The organism is Thermococcus onnurineus NA1 (assembly GCF_000018365.1).
GTDB classification, from domain to species: domain Archaea; phylum Methanobacteriota_B; class Thermococci; order Thermococcales; family Thermococcaceae; genus Thermococcus; species Thermococcus onnurineus.
The window spans coordinates 373,768-400,620 of record NC_011529.1; the positions used below are offsets into that span (position 1 = coordinate 373,768).

The following is a 26,853-nucleotide window of genomic DNA, read 5'->3' on the forward strand; positions in this document are numbered from 1 at the left end:
AATTCAAAGAATAAAATGGAACTTAAAAGGAAACTTCAAGGTGCGGATCCTTGGACTTCCTTCAGCTTTTTCTTTACGAGCTGGCTCACGAGCTTTCCGTCGGCCCTTCCGCGGAGCTTCGCCATAGCGCGGCCCATTATCATACCCATCGCTCCCATGCCCTTGGCCTTTATGACTTCGATGTTCTGCTGGATGACTTCGTCTATGATGCGCTCAACTTCCTCCTCGCTGAGCAGCGTCAGGCCCTTTTCTTCAGCAACCTGCTGGGCCGTCTTCTCTGGGTGAAGCGCGAGTTCCTTGAATATCTCTTCGAAGGCCTCCTTGGCTATCTTGCCGTTGAGATAGAGCTCAAAAGCATCCCTGATGTGCTCGTCGGTGATGTTTTCGATGGGAACCTCCTTTTTGAGACCCTTGAGTACGACGACGAGTATTGATGCAGCGAGGGACGGCTTGACACCCTTCGCTATGAGCTCTTCGAAGAGCTCGTCGCGTTCGTCATTTACAAGGGTTTCAGCAAGGCTCTTGTCGATATTGTACTCCTTTACGTAGCGTTCGGCCCTCTCCTGCGGGAGCTCTGGCAGGTTGGCGAGTATCTCCTCTTTCATATCCTCCGTGATGAGTATCGGCGGTATGTCTGTCTCGGGATACATCCTCGCCTTGCCGGGAAGCGGGCGCATGTACTGGGTGTTTCCATCGGGTAGAGCTCTTCTTGTTTCCTCCGGCACGCCGTCTATAGCCTCCCTCGCCCTCTGGAGAACCTCGCGGAGTGCTTTCTTGGCAGTTTCCTCCTCTGCGGCGACGAGGACGAAGGCGTCATCCTCGCCGAGACCGAGTTTTTCGATAACTGCATTAACCTCCAATTCTGTAATTCCATAATTCGGTAATTCATCAATGTGGAAGATACCTTTCACGTATTTCTTGGCTCTGTCAGCCATCTCAGTTCCGAGCCTCCTGCCGGGCTGAATCTCTTTCCCGATGAGCCCGCGGAACTTGGGGAGCTTAACGGCGAGGACCTTTCCACCGTTATTTATCGTGCGCGCTATTATCTTAGAGCCAGTGTTCTCGAATATCTCAGTGACGTCGTAGAATTCCTCTTTGATGTCCTCTGGCTTGACTCCGCGCCTCCTCAGCTCGTCTCGTATCTCGAGGAGCTTGAGCTGCCTTTCGATTTCTCTCTCAATGATGATTGGTATCATATCTAGCTCCTGGACCCCCTTGATCTCTACTCTGGCACCGCCCTTTATTGAAATGTTGAGATCCTGCCTGATGGTTCCAAGACCGCGCTTGACTTTCCTCGTCGCTCTCAGAGCGTCGCCTATGTATTTGGCGACCACCTTTGCCTGCTCCGGGTGGTGTATGTCCGGAGTCGTGCTTATCTCAACGAGAGGAATACCCAGCCTGTCGAGGCGGTAGATTACCTCCTTGTCTTTCCTCTCGACTATTCTACAGGCGTCCTCTTCAAGGCAAATCGTTGGGATTCCAACACTTCCCCACGGTGTGTCCACCTTTCCGTTCATGGCTATTATTGCCGTCCTCTGGAAGCCTGAGACGTTGGAGCCATCTATGACGATTTTACGCATGAAGTGAACCTCGTCAATGGGAGTGGCGTTGAGAAGGTAGGAAATCTGAAGGGCGACCTTGAGGGCTTCTTCATCCGGCATGTGTGGCGGCTCTTCGTCAATGTAAACGAGGTCTGCCAGTTCGTAACTGCCCTCGTAGATGTAAGTCCTCCCCTTCTTGAACTCCTCCAGAGCAGCCGGATCAATCTCGCCGAGCTCGCTTATAGTTGGCCTTAAACGACGCTGGAAGGTAAACTCCACCTCGTCGCTCAGCTCGCTTGGAACGGGTGAGAATAGCTTTTTGGTGTCGAGTTGCCTGTGGATTTCAAGACCGACCTTAAGACCAAGCTTCTCGTAATCGTACGCCATTGTCATCACCTCAGGAACGTGTCAAACCTCGTGTAGGGCGTTATCTCGCCCGCATAGTTCGTGAGCATCATTTCCCTGACCTCTTTTGGATCATCAGTGTGGCCAAGCACCCACATAAGCTTGACGTAAGCCGTCTCTGGAAGCATGTCTTCGCACGGAATAACGCCCGCCTTGAGGAGCCTTCTTCCAGTGGAGTAAACGTTGAGATTCACCCTGCCGTAGAGACACTGACTCGTCATGCAGACGGCAACGCCTTCCTCAGTAGCGCGTTGTATTGAGTCTATGACGTAGGTCGGCACGTGGCCGAGACCGGTTCCCTCTATGACTATGCCCTTGTACCCCTTGTCCACGAAGAAGTCTATTATCTCGGTGCTCATTCCGGGGAAGGCCTTTACCAAAGCGACCTTCTCCTCCATCTCGTCGTCGACCCAGACCTCGCTTTCAGTCCTTCTGCGGTAGTCCTTTCTGAGGAACTCAATCTCACCACCCGGCCATATTCTGGCTATCGGTATATCGTTTATGCTCCTGAAGGCGTCCCTCCTGCTGGTGTGCATCTTCCTGACCTTGGTTCCCCTGTGAGCGAGACAGTATGTGTCACTCGTCTCCCCATGCATTACAACGGCAACCTCGCCGAAATCAGCCCTTGCCATCCTGACAGAGCATATGAGGTTCATCGCCGCGTCGCTGCTCGGCCTGTCCGAGCTTCTTTGAGCGCCGACGAGTATGACCGGTTTGCCCAAGTCCCTGAGCATGAAGCTCAAAGCCGATGCGGTGTATGCCATCGTATCCGTCCCGTGGGCTATGATGACGCCGTCCTCGCCGTTGTTCAGTATGCCCGCAACTTCGTGGGCTATCCTGACCCAGTACGTCGGGCGCATGTCCTCACTGAGGATGTTCATAAGGAGCTTCGGTGTTATGTTGGCTATTTCAAAAATCTCCGGAACTGCCTTGGCAAGTTCCTCCGCAGTGAAAGCCGGATGGACGGCTCCAGTCTTGTAGTCTATCCTGCTTGCTATGGTTCCGCCCGTTCCAAGGATAGCAACGTTTGGAAGCTCTGGCCTTTTCGGAAACACTTCTTCGAACTCTACTTCCTCTCTTGGCTTCGCCTTCTCGATGATTTCAACTGAAACTATCTGATCAACGAGGATTCCAATGTTGTAGCCATTGTCAAGCTTGAGCGTAAGCGTCTCGCCGGTGGAGAGCTCGTAGGGGTTCATGACTATTCCTTCATAGATGCTCTTGTTTCCGTTATCCTTTTCGATTATTCTGACGTAATCCCCAACACTGAGGCCCTTTTCCTGCATAAACCGCTCAACTTTGCGCATAGCCTTTCCCTCCGCCTTATACTGGTGAGAGGTTAATATAAACCTTCGGGCTGGATGAATGACAAGAATCTCCCAAAAATTTAGATGAATTCTGTCATAATGACAATTACTTAGGTGCTATCTTAAATCTAGGCTCCTCTATCCACTCTGACTTGCACTTCGGACAGCGGGAGGGTATGTTTATCTCCGGCCTGAAGATAAAGCCACACTTCCTACACTCGGCGGGCTTTATGAGAAGAACCTTTCCCTCACGCTTAAGGGTCTTTTGTATGGCCTTCAGGTCTTCGAGGATTACCTTTTTCGCCCCTCTGCCGCGGAGTTCCAATGCTACTGCCAGCTCACCCGGTGAGTAATCGCGCTCCTCCAAAAGCTTTATTATGCGCTGCCTACGAGTCATCATCGCGAGATTGTCGAAAAGGTGAGATATAAAGCTTAGGGTGGGAACATGATAGTCGAGAAGGCTGAAAAGGTTCTTAAAGCACATAGCCTCTGTGACCACTGCCTCGGCAGGCTCTTTGCCCGCCTTGGAAGAAGTACTAACGAGGAACGCGGGAAGGCAATAAGGTTCGTCCTCAACATGGAGCGCTCAGCGAAAGGATTAGAGCCAATAGAAGAGGCTGAGAAGTGTGAGCTCTGCGGGAACGTTTTTGAGAGGATTCCCGAACTCATTGAACTCATGAAAAAGGTGAGCAAAGGGATAGAGTTCGACACTTTTTTAGTCGGTTCCCGCTTCTCCAAGGAGATAAAAGAGAGGGAAAAAGCCCTCTGGGAGGAGTTCGGTATAGACACTGGCGAGCCCATAAACAGAGAATTCAACCGCGAGCTTGGCAAGGCCTTTGGCCTCGCAACTGGAAAGGATACCTCAAAAACTCCGGATGTTGTTTTCATAGTCGAGCCATATTCGGGGAAGATCGAGCTTCAGATAAATCCCCTCTACATTTATGGCCGCTATAGAAAGCTTGTTAGGGGCATTCCGCAGACGCCTCTCCCGGAATTGGAGGAGAGCGTTGCGTCTATAATTTGCCGTCCATTTTCCAGGGCTGCGGGGGGGAAGTGCGTCTTTAAGGGCGCCGGCAGGGAGGATGTTGACGTTAGGATGCTCGGCAATGGCAGGCCCTTCATCCTCGAGATAAAAGGTCCAAAGAAAAGGAAGCTTGATCTCGGAGCTATAGCAAAGGAGATAAATGCGAGCGGAAAGGTGGAGGTTCTTGACCTTCGTTTTGTGACCACTAAGGAGGCTGAGGAAGTTCTCACAAAGAACCATCGGAAGGAATATCTCGCCCTGGTTCTCGTCGAAGATGGTGTAACTCCTGAGGAAGCCAGGGAAGTGGCGGGAGAGCTTAGAGGGCTTGAGATACACCAAAGAACGCCCTGGCGCGTGAGGAAGGCGAGAGCCGACAAAGTAAGGGTCAAAAGGATTCATGAAGCGGAGGCAAGATGGATAGACGAGAAGCACTTTGAGTTGAGGCTAATCACCGATGGCGGCCTCTACATCAAGGAGCTCATCTCGGGTGATAAAGGAAGAACCAAGCCTTCCGTTAGCGACCTCCTCGGGAAGCCAGCCTGGTGCGAAAGGCTGGATGTTCTGAACATCCTCGATGAGTGAAAACTTTATAAACGCTTTTCGCCGATTGGGTAACGGAGCCATAATAGGCTTAGTCCATACGCCGAAAAGGTTTGAAAGTCTGAAAAAGCCCTAATGGATGTCTATATACCCTTTGCGGGATGGGTAAAAATCTGTGAGGTGATTGATATGGTTCAGAAGGCCCACAGCTTTAGGAGGAAGACCAGGGGGAAGCTCAGCAAGAAGCCGAGGAGGAGAGGTCTCCCGCCACTCACCAGGTTCCTCCAGGAGTTTGAGGTCGGGCAGAAGGTTCACATCGTCATCGAGCCTAGCTACCACAAGGGCATGCCCGACCCAAGATTTCACGGAAGGACCGGAACCGTTGTTGGCAAGCGTGGCGATGCCTACATCGTCCAGATTAGGGACGGCGGCAAAATAAAGACCTTCTTCATCCACCCAGTCCACCTCAGGGCTCAGAAGGGATGAGCATGATAGGAAGGAAAAAGCTCGAGGAGCGTTATCTTACCATAGCGGAGACCAAAGAGCTCCTCGAGAGGCGTAAGGCCGAGGGTGTGGAGGAGAACCCGGAGGAACCGATGTTCTACGAGGCCAGAGTTAGCTTGGAACATGCCGAGCGCTTTGCCAAGCTCAAGCCTGAGCAGGCCGTTGAGCTAAAGGAGAAGCTCATAGGCCTCTTCGAGTGGCTCGACGAGAGGCTGGCAGCTAAGCTCGTTGACCTCATGCCAGAAGACTACTTCGACATCCGTGTTATCTTTACCAAGGAAGACTACATGCCTACCCGGGAAGAGGCTGAGGAGATAATAAAGCTCCTCGACGACTACAGGGAGTGACTCCTTTCTTTCCCTTTTCTCGACAAAGTATAAAAACTCCTGATGGGTATAATTTCTGGGGGAGAGAAAATGGATAGGTACCGGAGGCATTCTTACAGGGAGAGTCTCGAAAAGAAGAGGCGGAATGTTGAGTATGAGGAGTACGCCTATGTGCTGGACTATCTGCCGGAAGGATACACTGATTTGAAGACCGGCAGGAGAACCGGAAAGCCTGTGGCACAGGTAATAGGTGAAAAGGCATTCACTCTTCTCGAGGTGGCTCCAAGGGAGGATCTGATGCTGTACGAGAGGGTATTCATAGGCAAGGGGCAGAGGGATAAGATTCTCATGATCAACAAGAAGATCCATTACGATGATCTCACTGCTACCGCTAAGGCTGAACTCCCCTATGTTGTGGAAGAGATAGTCAAGAACAATGAAGAGCGTTTTGTCCAGTTCTTCAACATCGCCCCGCCGATAACCAACAGGCTCCACAGCCTCGAGCTTCTTCCGGGAATAGGCAAGAAGCACATGTGGGAAATCATAGAGGAACGTAAGAAGGAGCCCTTCAAGAGCTTTGAAGATCTGAGGCACAGAGTTAAGGGTCTTCCTGATCCAGCAAAGATGATAACCAAGCGCGTTGTTGATGAGCTTGAAGGGAAGGATCGCTACAGGCTCTTCGTTGGTTCCAGGAGGATATTCAGGGTATGAGGGAGCGCCTCTTTTCTCTCATTTCTAAATACGGATTAAGGGCAAACTCTGACCTTGGACAGAACTTTCTAATAGTAGACGATATCATCGAGAGAAACGTTGAGAGGGCTGAACTTAGCGGAAGAGATGTCGTTCTTGAAATTGGCCCCGGACTTGGTGTTCTCACGGATGCACTCAGCAAGCGTGCCGGGAAGGTTTATGCCATAGAAAAGGACCCACGTCTTGTTGAGATACTGCGAAAGGAGTACAACTGGTCCAACGTCGAGATAATAGAGGGGGACGCTCTAAAGGTTGATTTTCCAGAGTTTAACAAAATAGTCTCAAACCTGCCCTATCAAATTTCCTCCCCGATAACCTTCAGGTTCCTCGGATACGGATTCGAGAGGGCCGTTCTCATCTACCAGCTTGAGTTCGCACAGAGAATGGTGGCAAGGCCGGGCGACAGGAACTACTCTCGCCTCTCACTGATGGTTCAGGCCAAGTCCTACGTTGAACTCGTCGAGAGGATTGGACGAGGTGCGTTCTATCCCCGGCCAAAGGTTGACTCTGCAGTCATTGTCCTTGAACCCAAGCCGAAAAGTGAGGTCATAGAACTGAATGAGGATCTCGTTAGGGCTCTCTTTCAGCACAGGAGGAGTACGGTTGCTGCCGCATTGAAGAAATCCCACCACATGCTTGGTCTCAGCAAGGCTGAGTTCAAGAATGTTAAAGACGTGATTTCCTCGGCACCTTATGCAGAAAAAAGAGTCTTTCAGCTCTCCCCTGAGGAGGTTAAGGAAATAGAAGCATACCTAAAGGTTAACAACATCATCTAGTGAAATTAAGGGTAAAGAAGGTACGGAATTATCTCATTCTTCTTCCTCTTCCGGATAATCTCCAAAGAGTGTCACATAGAGCCTCCTCAACTTTTCGTAATGTCCATTTTCAATCTCCGCCAGCCAGATGAGAGTCGCCCTTACTTTTTCGTCGGTAGTTTGTTCTGCCAGATATGAATAAACATCGTGTGCAATTTTCTCTGTACCCATCAGGTATTCGAGAATGCCCCGGAGGTTTCCCTTAAACACCAGCTCTCTGAGGCGATCTTCGGACAGCTCTACCTCTAGGGCGGGGACATTAACCTTAATAACTTCCTCGCCTGGATACATAGTACGGTACAGCTTTAGCAGTGCTTCGGCGTGTTCCAAGCAGTCTTTATATATACTGAAGAAAAGCTTTGGAATCTGCTCATCCCAGTTGACCTCCTTACTCATTGTGTAGAGTCTGTAGTACATTTCAGCTTCCTTCACTTCTTGATCTATCCAATGAGCTATAAGCTCCTTGGTATCGAGCTGGGAAAGTGCTTCGAGAATTTTTTTAAACTTGATTCTCTCTCTTTCTTTTGTTTTGTAAATGGGGGTGGTCATGATCATCTCCAAATATACATTGGAAAGCAAACCGTTTATACTTTTCGATTTGATATCGATTGATTTTTAAGAGGCACAATAGACTCATCCACCATGATAGTTGCTATCATCGATGGCTATACCGATGAGCCTGCTGGATTGGGTGTTCCCCCGTACCTTGGTATATACCCGCGCTACGCATACGGTGCCATTAAAAAGGCACGTAAAGATGTTAGCATGTTCTATTTGACCATAGATGACCTTCGGGCAACGTTTGATGGTGAAAGGGGAGTTGCCACTAAAAACAAGACACCAAATTTCCCAAAAACGAAAGAGATACTCGAAAGGGCTGACGTTATAATCTACATCGGGGGTCTCCACACTCCGGGTAAGTACCTCTCAGCTGTCCCATCTCAGGTTGAAGAGGTTGCCCTGTTCCTAAAGCCCTTTAAAGGAATTAAAATACTTGGAGGACCGGCTTTCATGGGTTCTGCCCACCAGGGTGGGACAAAGATAACCTCTCGGGAGCTGATGTTTGCTCAGACGGTCTTTGACCACATCGTTTACGGGGACTTGGAGGCTTTTCTTTATGATTTCTTCCGGAATCCCAGAGAAGCCGATCCCTTCAGGTTTCGAACCTATGACGAGCTTCGCGATTACGCCCTCCTGGGTGCAGAGGTCGTGACGCAATTTCCTGACTTCCCAGATTTCGTCATAGTTGAGATTGAGACCCAGCGTGGCTGTCCAAAGGCTATGGGCATAGGCGGCTGCTCCTTCTGCACGGAGCCCGTGAGATATAGAAAGGTCGAGGACAGATCCATTGAGGATATTGTGAGGGAAGTTGAAGTTCTCTACAACCTTGGCGTGAGACACTTCCGCGTCGGTAGGCAGAGTTGCATCTTTTCCTATATGGCAAAATCAAACGGCCGCGTTCCCATACCCAATCCCAAAGCCATTGAAAGACTCTTCCGCGGAATCCGCTTAGTCGCTCCTGACATAAAAACCCTCCACGTGGACAATGCAAATCCTGCGGTGATAGCGAACTATCCTGAGGAGAGCAGGGAGATAGCAAAGGCACTCATTGAGTACGGTACACCCGGAAACGTCGTTGCCTTCGGACTTGAGAGTGCTGATCCAAAGGTGGCCAAGCTCAACAACTTGAACGCCACTGCCGAAGAAACCTACAATGCAGTTAAGCTGCTCAATGAGGTAGGGGGAAAGAGGGGCTACAACGGAATGCCATGGCTCCTCCCAGGAATAAACATACTCTTTGGTCTTCCTGGAGAGACAAAGAAGAGTTACGAGCTGACTTTCCAGTTCCTCAAAAAGCTCCTCGACGATGGCCTGATGGTCAGGCGCATAAACATACGTCAGGTGGTTGTCTTCCCCGGAACCCCTCTCTGGCATATGAGAAATAGAGTAAAGACCGAGAAGCACAAGAAGCTCATCCAGCACTACAAGTACAAGATAAGGCATGAAATCGATCTTCCAATGCTTAAGAGGGTCGTGCCCGTTGGAACGGTTCTCAGGGACGTTAGGGCTGAGGTTTACGACAACGGCCTTACGTACGGCAGACAGATAGGGAGCTATCCACTGATAGTTGGCATTCCCAAAGAAGTCGAGCTTAACAGGTTCTACGATGTTTTAATAGTCGATCACGGCTTTAGAAGCATAACAGGCATTCCGATACCCATAAATGTGAACCAGGAGAGTCCAAAGATTCTTCAGTACATTCCTGGTATCGGTAAGAAGAGGGTTGTGAAGATTCTGTCCAAGAGACCTTTCAGAGATGAAAAGGAATTCTTTAATGTGGTTGGGGATGAGGGAAAAAGAATACTGAAAGATTTAATCACTCTGTAGTGTTCCTCTTTTCTGGCCATGAGAAACCTATGAGGTTCTCGATGAACACAACCTCAGCCCTCAAAGTTTCGTCGGTGACTCCCTCTATTACCAGCACTCCCTTGCGGGGAGTGAATATTCTGTTTTCTGTTGCTCCTTCTGCTGGACCGATCAGGAGCACAACAAGGTGGTCCGGATTCCCTATCTTGCCGCGGCCGATATCGAGCTTAGTCCAGAAGTTCAGGTAAGTCTTTCTGTATCTCAGCCACGTCTGGTTGAAAGCGTACTGCTTGGCGGTTATGTTGTCGTAGCCCATTTCGAGGCCCTTAATGTAGTAGTTTGTTGTGAAGATGTTGGACACTACCCCAGATATCTCAGAGACTGTGAGTGTTCTGTATCTGCAGTCCCCGACATACAGCTGGGGGTTATCTTTACAGTTCTCTACGGAGGGGTCGCCGATAACTATCGTGAAGTACTCATAAAAGCTTCTAATAGTCAGATTCAGGTCAACTTCTGGGCTGCCTGTAATGTAACTGTCCACGGTAATGTTGAATATCTTGGAGCCCGCTGGGGGGGCAGTTCCCTGCTCGATGAGCTTCTGGTACTGCTCAGCGGTGAGGGCGTAGAACTGAGCAGAGGGCGTGTATATTACAACGTATTGGGTGGATGCTTTGGGTGGCTTTGGGCTGATGACGTTGTTGAAGTTATGATACGAGTACATTACATAGCTGATTGGAGCAATGACTATGAGGAGAACTACAAGAACGACTGCGAGCCTCTTTTGATTCAAGGCTAAAACCCCCAGAAGAGAGAATTAAAAGAGAAGGAAAGGCCTTCAGAGGCCAGCGAGGTACTCCATAAGGGCCTCGGCAGCAGCCTTGGTCTCGTCCCTGGTGGCACCAGCGACGATGACAACGTCGTAGCCACCAAGGGCATCCTGGATGTACTCGATGTCGCCTGGGCTGTTGTACCAGTCAACCTGGCTGATGCCCTGCTCGACGAGGTACTGGGTGACGCTGTTGGCGACTGGACCACCAACGAGGATGAGGTTGCTTCCTGGGTCCTCAAGGTTGACCTCATAGTCCATGACGGTTATCGGGCTGGCGACCGGCTTGACCATTACCTGGTCAGCGTAGATGCCAGCAACGTAGTACTCGGTGTCAAGGACATTGTCGCCAACGCTGAGCTCGATCTCGCTGACAGTACCCTCCTTCTCGGTGAGGGCTATATAGGCGTAGGCTACCTTGTAGGTGGTTCCCTCTGGGGCCTGAACGATGCTGTCGTTGGCCGGGTTGTAGTAGGCGTCATGCTCCTTGATCTCGAACCAGTACTTAAGGTCGTAGGTGCCGAAGATGTCAACCGGGTTGCCCTCGAGGGTGTCGCGGTTAGTGAGGGTTATGTTGGTTATGTACCAAGCCTCATCGTTGTTGTCGTAGTAAGTGTTGATAGTCATTGACCATTCCTTGCCGTCGTAGACTACAGTGGCATCGTTGGTGTAGTCAACGACGTCAACTTGGGCCCAAATGCTGGCTATGAGGTGGCCGTCGATACCGACAAAGGTGTCCGTGAGGAGGAGCTTTACCCTGCCGTCACCAAAGACGTCCACAGCGTAGTTCTCGTCCCAGGTTTCTCCGTCCCACAGTTCAGATGGGACCTCGAGGATAATCTGGCCGCTCTCCTCGCCGGTGACGGCGTTCTTGACGACGACGAGGGCCCTCTGGTCGATGATGCTTATGTCGAGGACGGTGACGATCCAGTCAGTGCCCTCGATGGCCTGCGGCTGGCCGACCTGATACCAGGCCTTGCCCTTGTCGAGACCTGCAGTGAAAGTGCCGTTGTTAACATCCAAGACATAGTAGGTCTGTCCGAAGACAGAGAAGGTGTCTCCGACTGTGACACCCTTGACAACTGGATTGGGGTCGGCAAGGGTTCCTCCGTCCTCAGCATCGTCGAGATACCAGCTCTCAACAGTGTCGTAGGTGGCATCAATGCCCCACTCTGGGTAAGCCGGGCTGACTTCGACAGTGGTGGATGTTGTATAGTTGTAGAGTACATAGTCAACGAGGACAGTGACGTTGCCCGGGGTGATTACGAGGTCGGCGTCCTTGGGCGGCATGGTGCCGTCCCACTCGGCGGGGTCCTTGGAGCTGAGCTGAACGTTCTGTATAGTAATGTGCCAGTCAATTAGTTCGTCCACGCCATCTATCATATCCTTGTCGTCAATGTCGGTGGTAACCATGAAGTTGCTTACCCAGTCAGTGTAGGTGCCAGCGTAGGCAGCACCATTCCACCAGTAGTCACCTGGAAGCTCGTCATAGCTGGTGGCCCAGCTGGTAATGTTCGTTATGCCGTGGTCCTCAGTTATCGTGGTAAAGTTGTAAGCGTAGATGGTCCACTCATCGAGGGTGGCAGGTGGGTACTCGGCCTTGATCTTCACGTAAGCGTTCTGGGCCTCGACCTGCTCGGTGGTGTAGAGTAGGCTTCCAAGGGCAACGGCTATGTCAGCGGCGCTGGCAACGTCCATGGCAGCAGCGTTACTTCCGACAACGATTTTAACGTTCGGGGTTCCATCGGCGTTAACGAAGAAGTCCTTCGGAATCTCCGGAACGGTCGGCTGGGCACTGGCAAAGCCGACGGTGGCTCCAACCATTGCGGCACCAACTGCAAGGGCCGCGATCTTCTTCACTTTCATTTCCCAACACCTCCTTAAGTTTGGGCTTACGCCCTAGGATGGTCTAACATGTGTTGTCAATCACTCTCTACCGGATAAGGGTATATATACTTTTCGCTTTCAGACCCTTTCTCTGCTTAAAAAGAGCACGCTAATTGCCGTAAAAATGAAAGGGAGCTTAATTAAATGCCTATAAGGTATTCGCCTTTTGCCGATAATATCATGGGTTGAGCTTGAACTCGGTGTTCTTTTTCTCCATGATCCGTCTTTTTATGGGCCTTGTAACGAGTTCGTTGACGAAGCTACCCAAGTCTGTTAGTGTGTTCTGGAGCTCATTGGCTGTGACGTCGATGATCTCGGGCTCCAGGATAGAAATTGCTACTGGAGCGTACTTTGCAGTCAGCTGGACGAGAGTTTCGAAGGGGGAAAGAAGCTCCGCCGCCAGAAGACCCTTAAACTGGTCATCTTCCTCCTGCCCCTGAACGGCGAGCTTGTTTATCCTGCACCCTTCAATCGTCAGGGCCTTTGCCATCGTGGTTTTTATACCCTCCTCGTTCTCCCCGAAGACTTCTATGACGAAGCGGTAGAGGATGTTCCTGTCTTCGACTATAAAGTCCTCAATTTCATCCCTTGAATAGCCGATTCTTGGCTCTGGAAGGTCGTCGAGCTTTGGATAGACTGCTAGCCCTCCGAATTCTTTCATGAGCTTGCCCATGAAGAGTGAGACCTCTCCGAGAATTTTCATGAGTCTCTTAGACTCTATCTCAATCTTTCCGGGTTTGAGAACCTCAACGATGGCTGGAGAATATTTAAGGGCCAGTCGGATTACGTTTTCTAGATCTCCGGAAATTCCAGCTTCTATAACCCCAGAATACTTAAGGAGCTCCTCATCTTCGTTTTCCAGCACGTCTTCGACGTTTATGTATTTGATTTTGACACCCTTCTCGTTTTTGAGGCTCTTGGCAGTCTCCTCCAGAGCCCTTTCTAAAACTTTCTTGTCGTTTCCAAGGGCTTCTATGTAGAAAATAACCTCAATCTCCGCCAATTTCACCACCACATCCAATCATATCGCTTTTTCATGTAAGTACCAATTATCGGAATCGGTTCACCGCAGTATTCACACTTCCCGTCCTTCACGTGGTACTCAGTGATTTTGAATCCCCAGCGGACTATTAAAGGTTTGCCACACCTCGGGCAGTAGGTGTTCTCCCCTTCGTGTCCGGGCACGTTGCCAGTATAGACGAACTTCAATCCCTCTTCCTTTGCCACGCGATATGCCATCTCGATGGTTTCAAGCGGTGTTGGCGAAAGGTGAGTCAGCTTGTAGTGCGGGAAGAAGCGCGAGAAGTGAACGGGCGTATCGTCGCCGAGGCTCTCGACGACCCACCGAGCGAAGGCCCTTATCTCCTCTTCCCGATCATTGAGCGTTGGAATGATAAGATAGGTCAGCTCAACGTGAATTCCGAATTCTTTCTTTGCTATCTCAGCAATTCTCTTGCTTGGCTCTCTGCTTGGTACGCCCGCTATCTTCATATAGAACTCATTACTGAAAGCCTTGATGTCGATGTTCATGGCGTCTATGTAGGGTGCTAGTTCCCTAAACGGCTCCTCGCGGATGTAGCCGTTGGTGACGAGGATGTTGTTCAGGCCTTCCCTCCGCGCTATCTTTGCAGTATCTAGCACAAACTCGTACCAGATTACAGGATCATTGTATGTGTACGCTATGCTCTCACAGCCGTAGCGTTTAGCCAATTCAACTACTTCGGGAGGAGAAACGTCTCGGATATAGAGGAGGCTCTCATCTGCCTGGCTTATCTCCCAGTTCTGGCAGTGCTTGCAGTGCATGTTGCAGCCGACGGTTCCGATTGAGAATGCACAGGAACCAGGCCAGAAGTGGAACAGGGGCTTCTTCTCAACGGGGTCTGTCGCCATGGACGAAACCTTTCCATAGTTAAGTGTGTAGAGCTTCCCTCCTATGTTCTTCCTTATCCTGCAGGAGCCCCTCTGGCCCTCATTGATGATGCAGTTAAGCGGGCACAAGCGGCATCTCACCTTACCCCCCTCTAGGGGCTCCCAGTACATCGCTTCTCTCATCTATCATCACCAAGGGGAGGTATTCTTACTTCCGTTTAAGCTTTTGGTATCTATCGTAGTACTCACGCATTGTCAAAAATTCGGCGCCCTGGCTCTTGTAGTAATCGATCAGCTTTCCGAGTAGCTCTATAGCTTTATCGCCCGTGTTGAATTTACAATCAAGTCTTATCTTTTCCTTCTGCATCGGCACGAATTCCCAGGGATGGGCAAAGTAAATCTTTGGTTCGCTTAGTTTTGCATGTATGAGCTTCTGGACGCTCCAGGGGAGCCTTATAACGGAAGAAGTAGTAGATGCTGGGACTTCAAGTACGCTTCCAAAGAACTTAACCCCATCTTGGTAGCCCTTGTACCTTGCCTTGGAGGAGTCAACTAAGATGCCGTTCTTTTCCAGTATATCATAATAGTAATTTGGGAACTGCAGGTTGGGGGCCCTAAAGGAGACTACTTCGCCAAACTCCCTGAGAACCTTAATGGATTTCTCTATGGCCTTTCTTCCTTCGTCTCTGGATAGCTTATCCAGTCTCTCGTGGTTGTAGTTATGGCTGCCCAGCTCATGACCCTCATCAATCACCCGCCTGACCAACTCTGGAAAGCGCTTCGCCATCTCGGCCGTGAAGAAGAATGTGGCCCTAATTTTTTTCTCGGCCATGAGGTCCAGGAGCTTTGGCAGGCCTTCCCTCATTCCTCTCGTTGTCGTTAGGTACGGCGGACAGTCGTGCTCAACGTCAAAGGTTATCGAAACCAGCATCAGCTGCTCCTCCTGATGAGTTTGTACAGCAGGTATCTTTTGTCCGTTCCATCGGCACTCTCCATCGTGAGTCTGTAAACCCTCAGGAGCTTTTTAAGTATGATATCCCAGGAAAACTCCTTTTCCGCACGTCTCCTGGCCTCTGTCCCCATTCTTTCTATGAGGTCCTCGTTCGTGAGAACCTGCGCAAGCTTCCGGCTAAGCTCTTCCTCACTGTTTCCAAGGAATCCTGTGACGCCGTCCACTATAAGGTCCGACAACCCGCTCTCGTTCCTGCCAACTATTGTTCTCCCTGTCGCCGAGGCCTCGAGGCCCACCATCGGGAACGCTTCAAGCATTCCAGGCATAAGCACTATATCTGCCGCCCAGTAGAATTCCATCACCTTCTCTCTAGGCATGAAGTCGAAGAGTGTTGTGCGTTCGGCCAGTCCAGTTACCTTGAGATTTTCTTCGAGTTTGGGTCTCATAACACCGTTTCCGACCGCTATCAGCCGTATCATCCTCTTGTCGATCCCCGAAAGCTTGATGGCTGAGGAGATGACGAAGGGCAGCCTGTGAGCCTGTTTTCTCTCCGTCATCCTGCCTATGTAAAAGAGGACTATCTCATCGGAAAGTCCAAGGGCTTTTCTGGCCTTCTCTCTCTCCTCTGGCTCAGGAGGCCTCCATTTTTCGACATCGATACCGTTTGGAACGACGACCACTGGCCTGCCGTTCAGCTTATTTTCGAGCAGATGCTTCGTGTCATTGGCCACAGGGGTGCTTACGGCGATGAAGGAATCGATCCTCCTTAGGTGATATCTTAGCATAGGGCCCAGAATCGGGCCGATCCGGGGATTCCCGTAGAAGGAGTGGTTCGTGGCAACGACTGGAACTCCTCTGATACCCCTGGATAGGTTAGCGACGGCTATCGAAAATGGTGAGTAGATGCTGTGGACGTGAGTTATATCGAAGCCAACCTCTTTATAGAACTCGTTTATCTTCCACAGCTGGCCGAGACCCACGCTGATGTGATGACTTTTCACGTAAATAGACGCTGGAAATCTCCTGACAGGATATGGAAAGTCATCTCCGTAAGGTCTTAGATGGCGGTAGTCATGGGTGATGACGTAGGGCTCATGCCCTGCCTTGAGAAGATTACGGGCGAGCTCATCCATGTGGGTCTCGATTCCACCGATTTTGGGAAAAAACCAGTCGGAGGCTATTGCGATTTTAAGGCTTTCCATACCTCCCGCCCTCCGGACGTTAGCAGTACAATGAATCCCACGAGGCTGCTGAGCACGTAGGAGACGAAGCGCTCCAGTAGAGTTATAGAAACTGCGAAGCCTAGTGGAATGCCGAAGTGGGTCAGCGTTCCAACAAGACCCCCTTCGATGATGCCAATGCCCCCGGGAGTAAAGGCCACAAGGCCCAGGAGCAGGTTGGCTATGGAGATAACCGCGATAAGGCTAAGGCTCAGGTCAAATCCAAAGGCTAGTGTTATGAGCTTGAGCCTTACGACGTCGAGTATCCAGACGGCGGAGCTGAGAAGGATTCCTGCTAGAGTTATGTTGTGGCAATCCCTAAGGGAGAGAATTTTCTCCATATCCTCATCACTCACGGGAGTCTTGAAAATCTTGAGGGAGAAGCTCACGAAGGAGCCCCATTTAATCCATATTGCTGCAGCGCCGGCGATTCCTATCAGGAGCAGAATATCCGGCATGGTTGAAAAGTACATCATTCCAATCAGGAACAGGACAAAGACAGGCACCGTCTCAAGGATACGCTCGTATATTATACTCACCGTGGATATCCCAACGGGAACCTTGCTTCTCCTGCTTATCCAGGTAATCCTCAGCAGTTCACCGCCGCTGCGACTCATGGGTGTTATGTTGTTCATAAATATGGACGCCAGAATGGCTTTTACCAGCTCGAGGAGCGGGACCTCTTTTCCCATGCCCCTGAGGACGAGCTTCCAGCGGATGGCGTAGAGTACGACGCTTATGTAGTATGTGAAGAGTGCTAGGGCTAGGTAATACAGGGGAATTTCTCCAATGAGGGTTAGATACTGCTCGGTTGATGCGACGATGTTCTCGAACATGCTCTCGCCAACCTTTACTCACGATGACAGTTTATAAATCTTATCCGAGTTCTGAGGGTAAGGGAGAAGAACAAAGCGAGGATGCCCACTTCAACGGCTATCAAGGTGTTCCCAGCCTATAGGAGGAACCTCCATCCGTTTTTCCTCAGTGGTAATGAACACTCCGGCCCCTTTATGGACTGTACCTATGACTGTGAAGTCGAAACTCAGTTCCTCAGTGTATTTCGGAGGAATAGTGAAAACCAGCTCAAACTCCTCCCCGCTTGCAAGGGCTATTTCAAGGGGATCCCTTCTGAGCAGTTCGGCCACTTCAAAAACCTCCTCCATTATGGGGAGCTTTGAGGCATCCACCTCTATCCTAACGCCGCTCATCTCTGCTACGAGATGGAGTTCCTTGGCAAGACCGTCACTGATGTCTATGGCAGCGTTTGCGTAATTTCCTATTTTAATCCCCTCCTTTACTCTTGCACGCGGTTCGAGGAGCTTCTCGTATAGAATCTCTTTCGTCGAGAGCGAAACGTCGAGATCGTTCTTCCATACGAGGAGTCCTGCCAGTGGCCTGCCGATATCCCCTGTGATACAGACTAGGTCTCCCGGCTTTGCTCCGCTCCTTGTTAACAGATGCCTGGTTCTTCCGAGTGCAATTCCATCTATTATCAGATCATCTGCCTCGTTGGTATCGGCGCTTAGGACGGGAATCTCGTAGAACTCAAGGGCATTTCCTATTCCCTTCGCTACTCCCTCAAGATATAACCCATCAAAGCCTCGGGGAACACCTAAAGAGAAAAGGAAGCCTATTGGTCTCGCTCCCATAGCCGCGATGTCACTCACGTTCATCGTCACGGCCTTAAAGCCAACCTGCTCGGGCGTCATTATATCCGGAACGTCTGTCTTCCCCACGAGCATGTCATTTGTCGCCACCAGCCATTCATCACCGATCCTCAGTGCCCCTGCATCATCGCCGAGTGGCAGATCACCTTGCTTTTTGAGATATTTCATGAAGAGTTCGATGATTTCGCGCTCCATGGACATCACGCCAAGGTTCAGATGGGATAGTTATTAGGATTGCTTTCGGCATCCGTCGAAGGTTTGCTAGACAAAGCGAGAAATTTATAAATGAAATTTGTGATAATTTGATTAATTCACCCAACTGCGGAGGGGAATAAGATGTTAAAATATCTGCTACTTGCGGTGTTCTTTCCTGTGCTGGCGATAGCATTGACGAAAAAGCTGGGAGAAGACTATGCGTGGGTAAACAGGAAGATAATCCACTTCAGCAGTGTTCCGGCAATTCTCATGTTCAGAGAAGGCCTTGTTTCTGGCATTGAACTTGCTGGAGCAGTTATGGTCTTTGCTATCGTCCAGCTCATAACCCATATAATGAAAAAGGAGCTCAACTGGTATCAGATAAGAGACAACTACGGCGAGGTCTTTTACTGCATCATGTTCAGCGCCATGGCGGTCTTTATGGATGTCAACTACGCCTCCGCGATAATGCTCGTGATGGCCATCAGCGATGGTATCACTGGTGTGCTCAGGTTCTACTATTTCAAAAAGAACGGCTTCAACGTCAAGCTCAGGAAGCACTGGATCGGCAGCGTGGGGTACATCCTCAGCGCCCTTATCATAGCCTTTGTAATGCTGCCTGATCTGAACGTTGTCATGAAGTTTGCTTGGTCTGGCATACTGATGCTCGCCGAGTATCAGAAAGTCATCGATGATAACATTGCCGTTCCAGTAGTTGCGGTTCTGATAAAGCCCCTCTTCATGCTTTGATTTCCTATTACTTTTTCTCTTGAGAGCCTCGCCCTTTAGGGCGGGGAGGAGGTCAGTTTTTCAAAAATTTCATCAGCGAAGTCTGCTTCGGCTTGTATTCTTCCTTCGGCACTTTCACCTCAACGCTCTCCAGCTCGTCTATTCTAGCCTTTCTTATTTCCTCGGGCAGTTTTATCTCTCCGTACTTTCCGCCTCCGCCTGGAATCACTATCAGCTTGCCCTTCCTGTAGGCCCAGACCGCTTTTGCCACCTCCTCGTGAACCTCCGCGAGACTCTCGATAGGCACGTCAACGAGGACTTCAATCTCGCTTCCGAACTCCTTCAAAAAGCGCTCCCAGATGGCCTTCACGGCCTTCGTCTCAACACCTTTGCCGATTACCATCGCTATTATCTCAGCCAGAGGGGCAAGTCTCAGGTAGGGCGGCCTGTCTTTGGGCCTTTCTTCTGTATCCGCCAGCTCGAGAATTCTGTCGTGGACACCCTTCTTTATCCTCCCGCCACACTTGGGGCACTTCCATTTGAAGGCTTTGGCTTCCTCTGGTGAATACTTGGCGTAGCAGCGAGAACAGGCGGTTAGATGGTACTTTCCGAGCCTCGGGTCAAGCCCGGCATTGAGGACTATTCTTCTCCCTCCGCGCTTCAAGATGGCTTTCCTGACCTCCTCAAAGGTTGCCTCTTTGATATTGAAGCGGTTGAACTCTCTCCCGAGTCGGTGTGGCATCGGGGAGTGGGCATCTGAATTGCTGAGGTAGGTGAGTCCGTGATGGGCTTTTATTCTATCTGCCATCTCAGAATCGGCGGAAAGGCCGAGCTCGAGGAAGTGAATTTTGGCCCCCTGATAGGCATCCTTCAGGCTGTTGTACTCCTTGTACAGTGCTGTCCATGGGGTAAAAGCATGGGCTGGGCCGATTAGAACATCGAGCTCGTTCGCAATGTCAGCTATTTCAGCAGCCGAAAGGTTGAGGTGTGGCCTTCCCTCGGTGTCGATGTCGTTTGAATATGGTCTCAGCGCCTCCCGCATCTCGCAAACGGCATCGATACTCGGAAAGATGAGAACGTGATGGACTCTCTTATTGTCCTCGATCTCTGTCGTTAGCAGAAAGCGGATTCCCTTTCTCTCGTAGGTTCCCTCGTCAATCTTTTCGGTGTACTTCAGAAGCTCCTCCTCCCACTTGGGGTTCAAGATGTCTCCCGTGCCCACAAGACCGAGTCCTTTGAAGCGTGCATTCTCTGCCAGCATCGGAATGGTCATTAACTTCGAGACCGCTTTCGAGTACCTCGAGTGAATGTGAAGGTCTCCATCGACGAGCATGAGCATCAACCAAAGGTTGAGGGGGTTAAAGCTTTATAACGGCTTCTCCATAGGTTCAATCGGTGGAAACTATGAAAGTCGAAGGATTCGTTGCCTCTCTGAGAAACGCCGAGACCATCGGCGAGCTGTTCAAGATACTCCAGAAAAAGGGAGTTCCGATAGTCGAGCTCGACGGTAAGAGGTTTCTTATCATCGTCGAGGGAGACTTCGAGGGGAGGAAGTTCTGGACCGAGATAAACGGTGAGAAGGCCAACCAGATGCTCGGTGATGCCATGCTAAACTCCGCCAGCTTCCCCTTCAAGTGCAAGAAGCCGTACACAGGTGGAAATGCCATCTTCGTTGCCTTCGATGACATTGAAGCTGACGAGTTTCTCGTTGCCTACCGCGACGAGGACTACGGCATCTTCTATCGTGTGAAGGACGGAAAGGCTGAAGAGATAACGAAGGAAGAGTACGAAGAGCTGAAAGATAAGATTCCTGAGTTCAAGGTCAAGGGCTTCTCGGAAGAACAGATGGACATGATGGGGGCATTCTTCGGCTGAAAACTTCCACGAGGATAACCATGGACTGGGAGAGCCGGCGCTACGTCAGGAAGTGGGTCACAGTCCTAGTACTGGCAGTCCTGGCTGGATTAGCTGGTGGTATAGGCGCCGTGCTCTTCAGGCTCATGGTGGCATCCGTAGGAAAGCTTTTCTTCTCTTTTCTCCTTCCGCTAATCGCCTATGAATACCACGGCTACAACCTCGGCTACATTTTCCTCCCGGCCTTGGGAGGCCTCCTTATAGCCCCCCTAGTTCGCTATGCGCCCAACATAAAAGGCAATGGAGTTCCCGAGGTCATTGAGGCGGTCATATTCAGAAGCGGCAACATCGGGGGAAAATTCGCCTTTCTGAAGATAATCGCCACCTCAATCTCTATAGGCACAGGTGCAAGCCTCGGAAGGGAAGGGCCCATCGCCTTCATAGGTGCCGCCATGTCCTCTGGTGTTACCCAGCTCCTCAAGCTTCCGCCGGAAAAGAAAAAGCTGCTCACCACCTGTGGTCTCGCCGCCGGAATAGCCGGGACATTCAACACTCCCCTCGCCGGCGCGATGTTTGCCCTTGAGGTTATATACATGGGGGCTTTCTCAATAAACCTCGTTCCTATATTTCTTTCCGCAATCGTCGGCAACGCGGTGACACTTCTAATCCTTGGAAGCGCATCGGGGATAACCATCCCCTCCGGGCTTAGCTATCATGTCTCGGAGCTGTTCTTTTTCTTTGCCCTTGGCATACTCTTTGGACTTATGGGTGTTGTCTATATCAGGGTCCTCTACACCCTTATAGACAGGTTCGAGGGAAGCAGACTTCCGGTTGAGGGCAGGCTTTTCCTCGGTGGAATGGCAGTTGGAGTTATGGGCATGTTCTTCCCAAACTATGGCATCTTTGGGGTTGGCTATAAAGGGATGGACTTGGCTATGCTTGGCGAACTGACCCTCACCATGCTCATAGCCCTCGGTCTCGTTAAGATGGCCGCGACGACCTTCTCCATAGCGAGCGGCTACAGCGGTGGTATCTTCGCCCCGAGCCTCTACATCGGAACCATGTTTGGCTCGGCCTTTGGAATACTCGTTCAGAATCTTTGTCCCTCCCTGCCGGTTCATCCATCGTCCTACGCCCTTGCGGGAATGGCGGCCTTCTTCAGCGCGATAACCCAGGCGCCGCTTACTCAAATCATCATGATAACTGAGATGACGAAGAGCTACACTATACTGCCTCCGATAATGCTCTCTTCCACACTCAGCTTCCTTGTTGCCAGAGCCTTTCTCAGGGGATCATCTGTTTACACACTCAAGCTTGAGAGAAAAGGTCTCCACGTAAAGACTGGCAAGCCAGTTATCCTAGAGACAATCTCCGTCCGCGAAATAATGACATCCATCCCGGTCTACGTCCATGAGAATGAGACTCTCTTCAGGGTGGAAAAGCTGATAGCAAAAACCGGCCACGACTGCTTCCCTGTTGTGAACGATGAGCACAGGGTCGTTGGAGTAATTGGTGTTAAAGACATCCTTGGAAAGTCGACGAAGCTTAAAGCACTTCCGGTCAAGAGGTTTCTGCGTAAAAACTATGCTGTTACTTGTCCAATGGAAACGGCCCAAGATGCCCTGGAGAAGCTTCTTGAATCTGATCAAAACCTCCTCCCTGTTGTGGAGAACTTTGAGAATATGAAACTTATAGGTGTTATTACCAAAAAAGACATATATAGGGCATACTATCGCGGGCTGGAGGGTATGTACATAGAATAACACTTGCCTGGAATGATGGGCTATCAAATGTACAGAACATAAATTAATTCAGGAAGCGAGTCAGAACTATACTGGAGGAATACAGAATGACGGGAGCATCGAACGTCCTGATTCCCAGCGTGGATCTCCTGGCCTATGTCTTCTTCGTAGTTCTGAGTATAGGCCTCGTGTCCCTGCTGATGAGCAAGAAGTTCAACATCTCATACATCCCGCTTTTCATTTTCTTCGGGATATTGGTCGGGCCGCTCCTCGGGCTGCTCAACAGAACTCTTGCCCACGAGCTGTTCAGCTACATCCGTGTGTTCGGTCTCGTGATGATACTGTTTACGGAAGGACATACCCTCAGCTGGAGGATGCTCAAACGGAACTTTGGAACTATAATAACCCTTGACACTCTGGGGCTTTTGATAACCGCCCTTATCGCCGCGCTTTTCTTCTCTTGGATCTTTGACGTTCCCCTTGTTGTCGGTTTCCTCTTCGGGGCAATAGTTGGGGCAACTGACCCGGCGACGCTCATACCCCTCTTCAGGCAGTACCACGTTAGGGAAGACATCGAGACAATAATAGTCACGGAATCTATCTTCAACGATCCGCTTGGTATCGTGCTCACTTCTGTTGCCGTTGCCCTGCTCGTTCCCGAGGCCTCGAGTGCCAAGGTTCTTGAGGGCATAGCTGGCTACGTTGGCATTTATCCCGCGGCGGTGCTATTTTTCTTTTACCAGATGTTCATGTCAATAGCCATTGGCGTGGCCCTTGGAATGGTGGGCTACAGCATCCTCAAGAGAGCAAGGGTAATGAACTTTCCCGAGGTCATTATATTCTCTCTGGCACTGGCCTTCGGCGGCTTCCTCCTTGGTGAGTTTGCCCAGGCCTCGGGCTACCTCGTGGCAACCGTTACTGGCATAGTCCTGGGCAATCACAAGGTTTTCTTCAGAGATGATCCGGGAACCGTCAAGAGGATCATGCGCGCCGTCGAGAGGGAGGTTCACTTCAACGAAAGCCTGGCGACGATATTTACAATATTCATTTTCACACTCCTTGGCGCGAGCCTCGATCCGACGATAATAACTTCCCACCTGCTGCCGGGTCTCGCAGTGGCTTTGGGTTTAATGCTAATTGCCAGACCTCTGGCCACACTCCCAATACTTAGGTGGCGCAGTTTCAAGGAGTACCTGTTCATAGCACTTGAGGGCCCAAGAGGTGTTGTTCCTGCGGCTTTGGCGAGCTTTCCTCTGACGCTTGGAATTACGTACAACAATCCACAGCTCGTTCAGTGGGGCGAAATAATCCTCAGTGCCACCATAATAACCGTGCTTGCCTCTGTCATTGTGGAAACGCTCTGGGTTCCCTTCCTCAGGAAACGGCTTCTCGAGGTAAGGAGCATTGAAAAAGAGATGAGGGCGGCCGGCTACAGGCTTTCCTCCTAACCCTATGGCCCCTTCCCCATAGCCCCAATGAAGTAAAAGAGCAGCTTTGCCGCTGTGAGTGCAGTTACATCCCCCAGTTCGGTTCCGGCGACTTCCATGATATCGAAGCCAGCAATTTTCTTGTTTTCTGCCAGCCACTCGATAGCCTCGATGATGTCCCAGAAGGCCAAGCCGCCAGCTTCGGGTGTTCCGGTTGATGGAACGAGCGAGAGGTCGAAAACATCGATATCGATGGATAGGTAAACCGGCTCCGGCAGGGGCTTCACGAGTTCGACGAATGCATCGAAATCGTAGTCCCTGGCGTGAACCCAAGCGATGCCGTTCTCTTCGGCGTACTCGACTTCCTCCTTTGTCCCGCTCCTTATGCCAAACATTGCCTCATTGACGCCGAGTTCGCTTATTCTTCTGGCGACGCAGGCGTGGCTGTAGGGGTTGTCTTCGTACTGGTCGCGAAGGTCGAGGTGAGCATCGAAGACAACGTAGCTTGCCGGATTCAGCGCTTCCACTGGACCAAGGGTTATTGAATGTTCACCGCCGAGGGTTATCGGTATCGCTTCCGGATTCACTCTTTTCAGCTCCTCGATGGTCTCCCTAACGCGCTCGGCAGTTTTTTTTGCATCACCTGCTATGACTGCGATATCTCCTATATCAGCTATTGGAAGCCCGGCTATGTCTATGTCATAGTCAAGGATGTAGCTCTCGAGGTTGAGCGTGGCGTGCCTTATGAGTGTGGGCCCGAATCTTGTTCCTGGCTTGAAGCTCGTGGTTCCATCGAAGGGGACACCGAGGAGTACGAATTTTGCTTCTTCAGGCTCAACGAGAGGGAATTCGAGCTTAAGTGTTTCGTAAGTGTAGAGGAAGTCCATACCCTCACCTCCGGAGAGAATTAAATAAGCTGTTTAAAAGGTTGCGCAGAAATGGAAGGAAAGACGAGAAGAGAATCACTCGCCCTTTATCTTCATGATCTTGATCCTGCCAAGGGTCTCCCAGTACTCGACGTTGATGCCTTCTTTGAGCTGGCCCTTTATCTCGTCGGCGACGCCGGTCTCGATCGGGACGTCGTAAAGCTCGTAGGTCTCCATGTCCATAATCTGGACGGTGTCTGGAGTCATGGCGATGATCTGGGCGGTTCTCTTGTCGATTATCGGAACGTCAACTTCAGCGCTGGTGGGCTTAACGATGCTTCTGACCTTACCGTCAAAGATGCCAACTGCCTCGATCCTGGCCTTGGCTGAACCGTGCTTGCCCGGTGAGGAAACGGTTATGTTGCCGATTCTGCAGGGCTCTCCATCGATGAGGATGTACCTTCCCGGCTTGAGCTTGCTAACCTGAACCTTGGTCTTGTCTCCCATTTTTCAGACCCCCATAAGCGTTCTAAGGGGGATTGGGAAGGGTCTTTAAAAAATTTTTGAATAAAGGAAAAGACCTCAGCGCCTGCTCTTCAGCAGCGTGGTGTTCATAAACACCGGAACGAAGAGGACGAGGCCGAGAAGTGCACCTATCTTCACGGTGATGGCTGGTGCTCTGATGGCGTAGTAAAGGGTCATAAGGCCGGCGAGGAAGAGCACTCCTATAACTGCAGCCACTATTCCGTTGTTGCGGGTCAGCTCCGATGCGAGGAGCGGGTAAGCCTCTACTGCAGCTATGAGCGCCCCGACGCTGAATGGCACAACGAGGAACATCGTCCTGATGTCCCCCACTACCATGACGCCGGCTAGTATCATGCCGAGGACGGCTACAAACGTGAGGCTTTTGCTCCTGTCCAACTGCATGACCTCAGAGAGTATCTGACTGCCCATCTCAATGAGGACTATTATCGTAGTCAGGCCAGCGAAGTACAGCGAGAGCATGAGGAGATAGATTAACCTGTCGGCGTGGGCTATGTTGCCCCTGAGAACCTCCGGAATGGAGTAGAAGACCTCAATGGAATCCATCGGGCTCTTCTCGCTGTTGATGACATACTCTTTAAGATCCTGGAACTTGAGATAAAGGTTCATAGACTCTTCCGCGGGGATGTTTGGGTTCTGGAAAGCCTTTCCAAATCCCTGATAGGCCGCACCGAGGGAGTAGGCGACGGTAAATGCGGCCGCGAAGCTGAGGATTATCTGAAGTATGAACACTATGCCAAGAACCTTCTTGAGGTCAAGCTCTTCAGGAGTGAAACTTCCTATCACGTAGTAGACTCCAGCACCAATGCCAAAGGAAACAAGCACGGAAACGAGCATGTAGAGGACTCCTCTGAATGTCAGGGACTGGTCAAATGAAGTTATCGATGACACTGCCATCTTCATATACTGGACGGCCTGTGGGGCTGTAACGGTGCTGAGGGCTTGGTTCCTAACGAGGATTGCCGAGACTATGGCGAATAGCACGAATAGGATAGATACAACAGAGATGAACTCCAAGGTTTTGCCCTTCGCCATCAGGAGAAGAATTACGGAGAGTATGATTGTGCCAACTGCAATAACTGGGACGTATTTCGCTCCGATTCCAAAGATGTACACGAGGCTGTAGGCGGAGTAGTAAGTAGTTATGCCGAGCATTATCAGAAGAAACATCACCAGTGTGAAGATCAGCGCCGGGGTTCTTGCTATCTTAAAGAACAGTTCGTAGATGAGGTACCTCGTCCGCTTGGTGCTCTCAGCTTCACTGTAGATTAGGAACAGCGCTATCAGCATTGGAATCAGCGAGATCAGAAAGCCCTTCAGTCCGAAGGTTATGTAGTATTTAGGCAAAACAAGGAAGTTCCATATCCCAAGAATGTAGCCCGTTATTAAGAACGCCATAAGGACGCTTATTTTCCTCATCGAATTACACCCCCGAGGAGATAGTTGGAGTTGTTTCAAGAGGCCTAAAAGAATTAAACATCGGCAAAATATAAAAAC

26 protein-coding genes are annotated in these 26,853 nt (G+C 50.6%); 10 read left to right on the forward strand and 16 right to left on the reverse strand.

Annotation, left to right across the window (positions count from 1 at the left end):
- Nucleotides 1–35: 35 nt before the first annotated feature.
- From gatE to TON_RS02110, 3 genes are all read right to left on the reverse strand, one after another.
- Complete coding sequence (gatE, locus tag TON_RS02100) at nt 36–1,934, reverse strand: Glu-tRNA(Gln) amidotransferase subunit GatE (protein WP_048055027.1); 1,899 nt, start codon at nt 1,932–1,934, stop codon at nt 36–38.
- On the reverse strand, nt 1,934–3,253 hold the full coding sequence (gene gatD, locus TON_RS02105) for a Glu-tRNA(Gln) amidotransferase subunit GatD (protein WP_012571360.1): 1,320 nt from the start codon (nt 3,251–3,253) through the stop codon (nt 1,934–1,936). The genes gatE and gatD overlap by 1 nt, the downstream gene beginning before the upstream one ends.
- A 106-nt stretch (nt 3,254–3,359) precedes the next feature.
- On the reverse strand, nt 3,360–3,653 hold the full coding sequence (locus TON_RS02110) for a transcriptional regulator (protein WP_048055142.1): 294 nt from the start codon (nt 3,651–3,653) through the stop codon (nt 3,360–3,362).
- Nucleotides 3,654–3,698: 45 nt separating this feature from the next.
- Here TON_RS02110 and TON_RS02115 point away from each other — a divergent pair, with 45 nt between their 5' ends.
- From TON_RS02115 to rsmA, 5 genes are all read left to right on the forward strand, one after another.
- Complete coding sequence (locus TON_RS02115; RefSeq protein ID WP_012571362.1) at nt 3,699–4,859, forward strand: tRNA pseudouridine(54/55) synthase Pus10; 1,161 nt, start codon at nt 3,699–3,701, stop codon at nt 4,857–4,859.
- Nucleotides 4,860–5,006: 147 nt separating this feature from the next.
- Nucleotides 5,007–5,303 carry a 50S ribosomal protein L21e gene (locus tag TON_RS02120; protein ID WP_048055028.1) on the forward strand — a complete coding sequence of 99 codons (297 nt, stop codon included), beginning with the start codon at nt 5,007–5,009 and terminating at the stop codon, nt 5,301–5,303.
- Nucleotides 5,304–5,305: 2 nt separating this feature from the next.
- A complete protein-coding gene (locus TON_RS02125; protein WP_012571364.1) occupies nt 5,306–5,668 on the forward strand; it encodes an RNA polymerase Rpb4 family protein in 363 nt (120 codons plus the stop codon).
- Nucleotides 5,669–5,737: 69 nt separating this feature from the next.
- Nucleotides 5,738–6,358 (forward strand): DUF655 domain-containing protein, encoded by a 621-nt coding sequence (locus TON_RS02130; RefSeq protein ID WP_012571365.1) that lies wholly within the window; start codon nt 5,738–5,740, stop codon nt 6,356–6,358.
- Nucleotides 6,355–7,173: a 16S rRNA (adenine(1518)-N(6)/adenine(1519)-N(6))-dimethyltransferase RsmA gene (gene rsmA, locus TON_RS02135; RefSeq protein WP_012571366.1), complete on the forward strand. Its 819-nt coding sequence runs from the start codon at nt 6,355–6,357 to the stop codon at nt 7,171–7,173. The genes TON_RS02130 and rsmA overlap by 4 nt, the downstream gene beginning before the upstream one ends.
- 33 nt (nt 7,174–7,206) lie before the next feature.
- On the opposite strand, the gene TON_RS02140 is transcribed toward rsmA, so the two are convergent.
- Nucleotides 7,207–7,767, reverse strand: coding sequence for a ferritin-like domain-containing protein (locus TON_RS02140; protein WP_238516414.1), 561 nt, complete (start codon nt 7,765–7,767; stop codon nt 7,207–7,209).
- Nucleotides 7,768–7,854: 87 nt separating this feature from the next.
- On the opposite strand from TON_RS02140, the gene TON_RS02145 reads away from it, so the two are divergent.
- Complete coding sequence (locus TON_RS02145) at nt 7,855–9,600, forward strand: radical SAM protein (protein WP_012571368.1); 1,746 nt, start codon at nt 7,855–7,857, stop codon at nt 9,598–9,600.
- On the opposite strand, the gene TON_RS02150 is transcribed toward TON_RS02145, so the two are convergent.
- From TON_RS02150 to TON_RS02185, 8 genes are all read right to left on the reverse strand, one after another.
- Complete coding sequence (locus TON_RS02150; protein ID WP_012571369.1) at nt 9,590–10,369, reverse strand: hypothetical protein; 780 nt, start codon at nt 10,367–10,369, stop codon at nt 9,590–9,592. The genes TON_RS02145 and TON_RS02150 overlap by 11 nt on opposite strands.
- Before the next feature lie 45 nt (nt 10,370–10,414).
- Nucleotides 10,415–12,271: an S-layer protein gene (locus TON_RS02155; protein ID WP_012571370.1), complete on the reverse strand. Its 1,857-nt coding sequence runs from the start codon at nt 12,269–12,271 to the stop codon at nt 10,415–10,417.
- Nucleotides 12,272–12,470: 199 nt separating this feature from the next.
- The gene (locus TON_RS02160) at nt 12,471–13,295 is read right to left on the reverse strand and encodes a hypothetical protein (protein ID WP_012571371.1); all 825 of its coding nucleotides are present in this window, start codon (nt 13,293–13,295) and stop codon (nt 12,471–12,473) included.
- 2 nt (nt 13,296–13,297) lie between these two features.
- The gene (gene amrS / locus TON_RS02165) at nt 13,298–14,344 is read right to left on the reverse strand and encodes an AmmeMemoRadiSam system radical SAM enzyme (protein WP_012571372.1); all 1,047 of its coding nucleotides are present in this window, start codon (nt 14,342–14,344) and stop codon (nt 13,298–13,300) included.
- 25 nt (nt 14,345–14,369) lie between these two features.
- Nucleotides 14,370–15,092, reverse strand: coding sequence for a polysaccharide deacetylase family protein (locus TON_RS02170; protein WP_012571373.1), 723 nt, complete (start codon nt 15,090–15,092; stop codon nt 14,370–14,372).
- The gene (locus tag TON_RS02175; RefSeq protein ID WP_012571374.1) at nt 15,092–16,315 is read right to left on the reverse strand and encodes a glycosyltransferase family 4 protein; all 1,224 of its coding nucleotides are present in this window, start codon (nt 16,313–16,315) and stop codon (nt 15,092–15,094) included. Before TON_RS02175 ends, TON_RS02170 begins: the two co-directional genes overlap by 1 nt.
- Nucleotides 16,291–17,169, reverse strand: coding sequence for a lysylphosphatidylglycerol synthase transmembrane domain-containing protein (locus TON_RS02180; RefSeq protein WP_012571375.1), 879 nt, complete (start codon nt 17,167–17,169; stop codon nt 16,291–16,293). Before TON_RS02180 ends, TON_RS02175 begins: the two co-directional genes overlap by 25 nt.
- Before the next feature lie 90 nt (nt 17,170–17,259).
- Nucleotides 17,260–18,195 (reverse strand): thiamine-phosphate kinase, encoded by a 936-nt coding sequence (locus TON_RS02185; protein ID WP_012571376.1) that lies wholly within the window; start codon nt 18,193–18,195, stop codon nt 17,260–17,262.
- A gap of 141 nt (nt 18,196–18,336) precedes the next feature.
- On the opposite strand from TON_RS02185, the gene TON_RS02190 reads away from it, so the two are divergent.
- Complete coding sequence (locus TON_RS02190) at nt 18,337–18,945, forward strand: diacylglycerol/polyprenol kinase family protein (RefSeq protein WP_012571377.1); 609 nt, start codon at nt 18,337–18,339, stop codon at nt 18,943–18,945.
- Nucleotides 18,946–18,997: 52 nt separating this feature from the next.
- Here the strand turns inward: TON_RS02190 and TON_RS02195 are convergent, their stop codons facing one another.
- The gene (locus TON_RS02195; protein ID WP_048055029.1) at nt 18,998–20,257 is read right to left on the reverse strand and encodes a TIGR00375 family protein; all 1,260 of its coding nucleotides are present in this window, start codon (nt 20,255–20,257) and stop codon (nt 18,998–19,000) included.
- Nucleotides 20,258–20,328: 71 nt separating this feature from the next.
- On the opposite strand from TON_RS02195, the gene TON_RS02200 reads away from it, so the two are divergent.
- From TON_RS02200 to TON_RS02210, 3 genes are all read left to right on the forward strand, one after another.
- Complete coding sequence (locus TON_RS02200; RefSeq protein WP_012571379.1) at nt 20,329–20,799, forward strand: hypothetical protein; 471 nt, start codon at nt 20,329–20,331, stop codon at nt 20,797–20,799.
- Between the two features lie 20 nt (nt 20,800–20,819).
- A complete protein-coding gene (locus TON_RS02205; protein ID WP_012571380.1) occupies nt 20,820–22,541 on the forward strand; it encodes a chloride channel protein in 1,722 nt (573 codons plus the stop codon).
- 86 nt (nt 22,542–22,627) lie between these two features.
- Nucleotides 22,628–23,968, forward strand: a complete 1,341-nt coding sequence (locus TON_RS02210) for a cation:proton antiporter (protein WP_012571381.1) — start codon at nt 22,628–22,630, stop codon at nt 23,966–23,968.
- A 2-nt stretch (nt 23,969–23,970) separates the two neighbouring features.
- Here the strand turns inward: TON_RS02210 and speB are convergent, their stop codons facing one another.
- The 3 genes from speB to TON_RS02225 form a co-directional block, all read right to left on the reverse strand.
- Nucleotides 23,971–24,834 (reverse strand): agmatinase, encoded by an 864-nt coding sequence (gene speB / locus TON_RS02215; protein WP_012571382.1) that lies wholly within the window; start codon nt 24,832–24,834, stop codon nt 23,971–23,973.
- Between the two features lie 75 nt (nt 24,835–24,909).
- Nucleotides 24,910–25,320, reverse strand: coding sequence for a translation initiation factor IF-5A (locus TON_RS02220; protein ID WP_012571383.1), 411 nt, complete (start codon nt 25,318–25,320; stop codon nt 24,910–24,912).
- A 75-nt stretch (nt 25,321–25,395) separates the two neighbouring features.
- Nucleotides 25,396–26,775: a sodium-dependent transporter gene (locus tag TON_RS02225; RefSeq protein WP_012571384.1), complete on the reverse strand. Its 1,380-nt coding sequence runs from the start codon at nt 26,773–26,775 to the stop codon at nt 25,396–25,398.
- Between the last annotated feature and the right edge of the window lie 78 nt (nt 26,776–26,853).